Source organism: Halalkalibacter wakoensis JCM 9140, from assembly GCF_000513095.1.
Lineage (GTDB): Bacteria > Bacillota > Bacilli > Bacillales > Bacillaceae_D > Halalkalibacter > Halalkalibacter wakoensis.
On sequence record NZ_BAUT01000051.1, the window covers coordinates 22174 to 29205 of the forward strand.

7 protein-coding genes are annotated in these 7032 nt (G+C 43.7%); all 7 read left to right on the plus strand.

The window, feature by feature from the left end; translation table 11 throughout:
• Positions 1-8: 8 nt before the first annotated feature.
• The 7 genes from JCM9140_RS16035 (at position 9) to JCM9140_RS16065 (ending at position 6939) form a co-directional block, all read left to right on the plus strand.
• Entirely contained in the window at positions 9-1142 is a 1134-nt protein-coding gene (locus JCM9140_RS16035; protein ID WP_034748753.1) for a polysaccharide pyruvyl transferase family protein, read from the plus strand.
• A gap of 19 nt (positions 1143-1161) precedes the next feature.
• Complete coding sequence (locus tag JCM9140_RS16040; protein ID WP_034748755.1) at positions 1162-2511, plus strand: O-antigen ligase family protein; 1350 nt, start codon at positions 1162-1164, stop codon at positions 2509-2511.
• On the plus strand, positions 2498-3604 hold the full coding sequence (locus JCM9140_RS16045) for a glycosyltransferase (protein WP_235715378.1): 1107 nt from the start codon (positions 2498-2500) through the stop codon (positions 3602-3604). Before JCM9140_RS16040 ends, JCM9140_RS16045 begins: the two co-directional genes overlap by 14 nt.
• 8 nt (positions 3605-3612) lie before the next feature.
• Positions 3613-4083, plus strand: a complete 471-nt coding sequence (gene pssD, locus JCM9140_RS16050) for a PssD/Cps14F family polysaccharide biosynthesis glycosyltransferase (RefSeq protein ID WP_034748756.1) — start codon at positions 3613-3615, stop codon at positions 4081-4083.
• Positions 4080-4559 (plus strand): PssE/Cps14G family polysaccharide biosynthesis glycosyltransferase, encoded by a 480-nt coding sequence (gene pssE, locus JCM9140_RS16055; RefSeq protein ID WP_034748758.1) that lies wholly within the window; start codon positions 4080-4082, stop codon positions 4557-4559. Before pssD ends, pssE begins: the two co-directional genes overlap by 4 nt.
• A gap of 18 nt (positions 4560-4577) precedes the next feature.
• Complete coding sequence (gene murJ / locus JCM9140_RS16060; protein ID WP_034748760.1) at positions 4578-6098, plus strand: murein biosynthesis integral membrane protein MurJ; 1521 nt, start codon at positions 4578-4580, stop codon at positions 6096-6098.
• Positions 6099-6162: 64 nt separating this feature from the next.
• Positions 6163-6939, plus strand: a complete 777-nt coding sequence (locus tag JCM9140_RS16065) for an S-layer homology domain-containing protein (RefSeq protein ID WP_034748762.1) — start codon at positions 6163-6165, stop codon at positions 6937-6939.
• Positions 6940-7032 lie beyond the last annotated feature (93 nt).

The window sequence follows — 7032 nt, forward strand, 5'->3', positions numbered from 1 at the left end:
GTTTTTAGATGAAAGTTGGAATTATAGGTAATTATGGACACAATAATAATGGAGACGAAGCGATTTTAACAGGAATCCTCCATCAGCTTACAGTAGAAGTAGGCATAAAGAAAGAGGATATCGTGATCTTTAGCAACAATCCAGACAATACGAAAGCACGTTACGATATACAGTCTGTTCCGCTTCTCTACAAAGAAGGAAATGTCCTTGCATCTGGTTTGAAAACAGTGAAAGAGAGCCATCAAGTCATGAAAAAGCTTGACCTCTTGATCATTGGCGGTGGTGGCTTATTGATGGATATGTACAAACGTGATGCACCCCTTTACAGCGTCCTCGGGATGACTGGTCGCCGTGCAGGCTGTAAAGTTATCATCTATGGTGTCGGAGCAGGTCCGATTACGACAAGAGCGGGGCGTTTCTTTATCCGTCGACTGACGCAAGCAGCAAGGTCGATCTCGGTTCGTGACCAAGATTCTAAGAAGTTGCTTCAATCGATTGGCGTTCAGAAAAACATTGAAGTGATTGGTGATCCTGCTTTTTCTGTCCCTGCCCTAAAAAAACACGAACCATCAAAGAAGATTAAAAAGGTTGGCGTAACGGCGGTTCCTTATTTTAGTACACAGTATTGGCCAGAGCCAGATGTAGCGAAGTACGAAGCATATGTTGACGGAATGGCGGCTTCACTTGATCGATTGATTGTTGAGAAAGAAGTGGAAGTGACATTCTTCTCAACGAAATACCCTGAAGATGTTCAAGTGACAAAGGATATCCAAGCAAAAATGACGGAAAAAGATCGCGTCACGTTGATCGATGACAATCTTCATCCGACAGATATTGTCTCGATCAGTGCTGAGCAAGATTTGATCATTGGAACGCGTCTGCATTCGTTAATTTTATCTGTTGTGGCACAAACCCCGATTATTGGGATTGGTTATCATCACAAAGTTCATGATTTCATGGATGTTTTGAATCGATCGGAGCTAGGAGTGAAAATCGATCACGTACGAAAAGAGACGACGGCTGTTTTCGATGTGTTTGAAACAATCGAACAAAAGTGGGAAACGGTACAAGATGACTTTGTCACGGTTTCCAAACGGCTAAAAGAAGAAGCGAAGTTAGGATTGAAACAAATTATAAAATAGAGTGATTGGTGTGGGATTGATGATAGAAAAAGTGATACCGGCAGAGCGAGTGAATCAGCTGCTGCTGTGGGCGACGGTCGCGTTACTTATTTGGACGTCGATTGAATTGCAATTTACGAGAATTTGGGCAAGCTACATTCCAGGACTGATTCGTATGCCGATGTCGTACATCGGTGAAATGATCCTCGTTGGAATGGTCTTTGTAGTCCTCTTTCATCCAGCTGTTGGCGGGAAAAAGGTACTAGAGAAGTTGAAAAATCCACTAAATACGAGCTTGCTGATTTTGTTTGCCTTTGCCCTTTTTAGTATGTTTGTAAACAATGTTCCGTTTGCACAAGGGATTTTTGGAGTTCGTGCTATTTTTCAATACGTCATTCTATTTTTTGTACTGCTTGTGATGGATATTCCACAAGCATGGGTGAAGCGTGTCTTTCATTTGATCATTGGAATTGCACTTGTGCAGTCGGTGATTGGTTTTATCCAAGTGGCCCTCTTAGTTCCACTTCCACTTCGGAATATTACAGAAAGACGAAGCATTGCTGTTGGGGAAGAAGTGCGGGCTTTTGGAATGATGGATTCGAGTAACACACTTGCTGGATTTTTAGTTGCGGTGTTACTTCTTGTTGCTTTTTATTTATTTGCGTTCCGTGCCGAATTATCAAAGAAAGAAATAACGATTTACAGCATAATCGCGGTTGTGCTACTAACAGCGATTGCGTTTACCTTTTCACGCCAAGCGTTTTTAGCACTTATTGGCTGTTTGGCGATTATTGGTATTTTGAACCGAAAAAACAAAGCGTTCCGCGTCTTATTAGTTACATCAGCGGTGCTCGGTGTTCTCTTTGTTGTCGGATACGGCTTGGCGCTTGTCTTTTTAGAAGGATTTGCGCAACGGAATGTATACACGTTAGACTTATCGAAAAACTACCGCTTCCTTATTATATTAAGTGGACTTGAAGTGTTTATGTTCAATCCTATTGCAGGAGTAGGACCAGGAATGTTCGGAAGCAACGCGGCTTTTGTCTTTGATTCTCCGTTTCATCAATTTATGAACGAAGGCTTGCCGTCGACGATGAGAACAGTTGACAACAATGCGCTATATGTTCTAGTTGAATATGGCATCATCGGTGTCATCCTCTTTGCTGCCTTTTTCTTCAAAGTGTTGAAGGAAATGACGTTATTCTCCGAATCTAACAATGCTATGGCCAAGTGGGTTGGGTTGTTTGTTGTGACCTTTGGTATTGCCTTTGTGTTAATGGGGCTTCTTTCCACAGCTTGGGAGAATCACCAAATTGCGCTCTGGTTCTGGTTGTTCCTCGGAATTGCTGTGAACTGGATGAAAAAGGAGAAGTCCAATGAGTCAAAGTAAGAGAATTCTCGTCCTAAGCAATATGTACCCAGGTCCAAAGCAAGCGACATTCGGTATTTTCGTTAAAAACCAAGTCGAAGCCCTTCGAAGTCGGGGGCATATCGTTGATGTCGTAGCTGTTGATAATCCAAGTATGGGGAAGAAACAAGTCCTCTTGAAATATAGCAAGTGGATGTGGCAAACGTTTCGTACGTTGGCGGCAAAAGGAAGAACGTATGATGTCGTCCACGCTCATTATGTGTTCCCAACCGGGATGCTGGCACTTCTATTTAAAAAGGTGTTCAAAACGAGAATGGTGGTCACGGCACATGGTGGCGACATTGAACGGATGGCTAAAAAGAACGAACGCATTCGCAATTGGACGAAGAAGATCTTACATGAAGCGGATGAAGTGATTGCCGTTGGACAAGACTTGCAACAAGCGATCATTTCAGATTTCGGTATCCCAAAAGAGAACGTTTCGTTGTTAAATATGGGTGTAAACCGCACGATTTTTCAACCACAATCGAAAAAGGAGGCGCGCGAATCACTTGGCATTGCAAGTGGCGTGCGTCCGCTTGTCTTTATTGGGAATCTCATTCCTGAAAAGGGAATCTGGGAACTCCTTTCTGCCTATGAACAAGTACAAAAAAAAGATCCAGCTGTAAAGCTTTATTTGGTCGGAAACCCGAAGAAGCCTTCATTCTTAGAGACGATTCATACGTTGATCGATGAGAAGAAGCTCGCTGTTGAAATAAAGGAAGCCGTCCCACAGCAGGAGGTGGCTGTTTGGATGGCGGCTGCTGAAGTGTTCGTATTGCCGTCACATTTAGAAGGGTTTGGCCTTGTTGCATTAGAAGCGATGGCATGTGGAACTCCTGTTGTTGGAACGAACGTCGGTGGGCTTCGTTATTTGCTCGCAGAAGACCACGGGCGTCTCGTCGAGGCGAAAGACAGTACCTCCCTAGCAGACGGACTACACGAGGTTTTAGTGGATGCCAAGCTTCGCCAAACGCTGACAGAGAACGGTTTTGAACGTGTAGAACAGTATGACCAAGAGAGAATCATCGATAAACTGCTTGAGCTTTACGGCAATGTAGAAGAGGAAAGGTAAGAAGTCTAATGAAACGAAAGAAAGTGCTATTCATTTCCTCCATTGGAGGGCATTTAACACAGCTTTTGCAACTGAAGCCGCTGTTTGAAGAATATGATTATCATCTTGTCACGGAGAAATCCACCATTACAGAAGAGCTGAAGAAAGAACATCCCACTTCCCTGCTTGTTTACGGAGCTCGAAACTATCCAGTTAGTTATCTTTTTAAATTTTCATATAACTGTTTGAAATCGCTGTTGATTTTTCTTAAAGAACGCCCAGATGTTGTTGTCACAACAGGGGTTCATACAGCTGTACCGATGTGTTATATCGCCAAGCTGTTTCGCAAAAAAGTCGTTTTCATCGAAAGCTTTGCCAAAACAACGACACCAACGCTTTCAGGAAAACTTGTCTATCCTATTGCTGACTTGTTTATCGTTCAGTGGGAATCGATGAAAGAGGTTTATCCAAAAGCGGTGTATGGGGGGTCTATCTATTGATCTTTGTTGTTCTTGGTACACATGAATTATCATTTCAACGTCTGCTTCTTGCGGTAGAACGACTACAAAAGGAAGGCATCATTACAGAGGAAATCGTGGTCCAGCTTGGGCATACGTCTTTTGAATCGGAGAAGATGAAGCTGATTCCGTTTATGAGCTACAGTGAGATGGAGCGTTACTTTGAAGAAGCGAGTCTTGTTATTACACATGCTGGAACCGGTTCAATTATTACCGGTGTCAAAAAAGGGAAAAAGGTGATTGCAGTTGCGAGACGCCAAGCCCATCAAGAGCATAATGACGACCATCAAGTGGAGATTGTTGACCAATTCACAGAAACAGGGTACATCATCGGGATAAAAGAAGTTGAGCAGCTAGAAGAGGCGCTTGAGAAAGTGAAGGACTTTGAACCAGCCGAGTATCAAAGCGGTCGTGATCATATTGTCGGATTGATTCGTTCTTTTATTGAAAAGAGCTAGAGAAGGTAAGGTGCTTACATGAAAGGAAAATCATTATTTGCGATTATTGGAGCGGTCGCGGTCATTAATTTAGGCTCCCGCATGATTGGCTTTTTGCGGGAAGTCGTCATCGGCTATCAATTCGGAACAAGCTATGTTGCTGATAGTGTCATTACAGCCTACACGTTACCTAATTTCTTTTATATTGTCGTCGGAGGTGCCGTTACAACGGCCTTTATTTCGGTGTACAGCAAAATGAATGATGGTGCCTTGCAACAGCGGTTTTTACAGTCGGTGTTTACGTGGTTGACCTTTATCCTTGTCGCCTTTACAGTGGTGCTGATGATGTTCTCTGATCGTGTGATCGGGTTGCTCTTTAGAGGGTTGTCAGGAGAAGAGCTCGCGCTGACGAGTGAGCTCTTTACGATTATGGCTCCGGCAACGTTTTTTCTCGTCTTGTCCATGTGGCTGACAGGCATTTTAAATGTCAATCAGCAATTTAAGCTTGCGACGACCTCCACACTTGTTATGAATGCAACCTTCGTTCTAATCGCGATTGCCCTTTTTCCATTTATGGGGCCGTACGCTCACGCTTATGGAGCGATTATCAGTTCGTTTGCGATGGTCGTCATGCTTATTTATTTAGTGAAAAAAGGGAACTTCTTGAATTTTCGCTTTGCGTTTCAAATGAGTAGTGAATTCAAACGGATGCTTCGATTAGGATTTCCAATTTTACTTGGCGGAGCGACGTTGCAGTTTTATTTTCTCATTCATCGAATCTTTGCCTCGACGCTTGAAGAAGGGGCGATTGCGGGCTTAAATTATGCCTCGAAAATTGTTCAGCTTCCACAAAGTGTTCTGATGACAGCTGTTACGACGGTGATTTATCCGCTGTTGGCGAGAAAGGTTGCGGCAAATGAGGATGGAGAAATTGAACAGATTTACCAAAAGGGATTAAGGATGCTAGTTATTACGATCTTACCCGCTTCGATTTTTGCGTTCTTTTATGCAGAAGAGATTTTTACGGTCGTCTTTCAATACGGCAACTTTACGAGAGAATCCACTTTAATCGCGGCACCACTTTTTCAAGCACTTGTGATTGCGATGTTTGCCCATGCCGCGAATGCTTACGTAACGAGGTTTTTTTATGCGAAGGAAAAGTCCGTCCTGCCAGTAACGTTGAGTGTTATTTCGGTGTTTGGAATTAACGTTGTGATCAACTTTATGTTGATTGAACAATTTGGAGCATTTGGATTAGCTATTGGGACATCGGTTTCAGCACTTACCAATTTTCTTCTTCTAGTGATTGCAGCGAAAATCGTGTTAAAATTAGATGTAATTCAACTGAAAAATTGGAAAAGCGCATTGCCCATTGTCGCGATTTGCTTCAGCCTGGTGCTTGTACAAATCGGTGTAAAATGGCTCTTGCCTAATGCGTCTGCTTGGCTTACGTTGATGGTTGCTGGAATCATTTCGGCGCTCGTTTTTGCCGGAGTGGCTTATGTTACTCGCCTCCCGGAACTAGATGTCATAAAGAAAAAAATCGTAAGACGAGGCTAGTGGTGGACAAGCTCTGGCTCGTTTGCGTACATGGGATTGATTATTTTAAAAATGAGGTGTCAGGATGAGGAAGTTCTTATCGTTAATGGCTGTTGTCTTATTTGTGAGTGGTTGTTCAGATGTAGGAGCATCCAAACAAGAGGAATTAGCAAGTGATGAGTATGTTACGAAAGAATTAGATGCTGTGAAAAAAAGCGCTGACTCCCTAGAAGAGCGTCTTGCTAAAGTGGACCGTGATATTCGAGCGTTAGGGGGAGAAGGCAGCAGTGGCGGAGCAGGATCTGGTGCAGGAGGGGATGATTCGCCTGTTCGATTTAGCGATATCCCGTCCGATCACTTCGCATATGACGAAATTCGCTTTTTAAGTGACCGTAGAGTGATAAGCGGCTATCCGGATGGAACGTTTGCCCCGAATCAAACGATTACGCGCGCGCAAACGGCCGTTATGCTCGTTCGTGAGCTTGGCTTAACAGCTCCAGTTGATTATGAGTTGAAGGCAACGGATGTTTCCCGCCATTCAAGTGCCTATAATTCTATTAGAATAGCAGAATACCATGGCCTCATGCGTGGAACCGATGGCAAGATGAATCCTGGAGAAGGGCTTCGCCGCTCGCAAATGGCGGTTGTGCTAGCACGTGCCTTTGAGTTAGAAGAAGCTGATCACGACTATTCATTTACTGATATTACGAGCTCATTTCCAAATTTCAAACAAATTAACACGATCGCCCACCACGGTATCACAACGGAAGTCGGAAAAGCATTCAGACCGAATGAAACGACGACACGAGCACAATTTTCGCTCTTTATGGCACGCGCCATTCATGAACCATTCCGTCCGTAATATGATTTGATAGACAGATGCTGCTGATGAGAGCGGCATCTGTTTTTTTGTGGAGTGAGAACTGATATGGGGTGCGTGGCGTTGGGGGGAGGG

What these genes read in the sequence shown, in the direction of transcription:
- JCM9140_RS16035 (WP_034748753.1), top strand. Translation starts at nt 9, where the DNA reads ATGAAAGTTGGAATTATAGGTAATTATGGACACAATAATAATGGAGAC.
- JCM9140_RS16040 (WP_034748755.1), top strand. Translation starts at nt 1,162, where the DNA reads ATGATAGAAAAAGTGATACCGGCAGAGCGAGTGAATCAGCTGCTGCTG.
- JCM9140_RS16045 (WP_235715378.1), top strand. Translation starts at nt 2,498, where the DNA reads ATGAGTCAAAGTAAGAGAATTCTCGTCCTAAGCAATATGTACCCAGGT.
- pssD (WP_034748756.1), top strand. Translation starts at nt 3,613, where the DNA reads ATGAAACGAAAGAAAGTGCTATTCATTTCCTCCATTGGAGGGCATTTA.
- murJ (WP_034748760.1), top strand. Translation starts at nt 4,578, where the DNA reads ATGAAAGGAAAATCATTATTTGCGATTATTGGAGCGGTCGCGGTCATT.
- JCM9140_RS16065 (WP_034748762.1), top strand. Translation starts at nt 6,163, where the DNA reads ATGAGGAAGTTCTTATCGTTAATGGCTGTTGTCTTATTTGTGAGTGGT.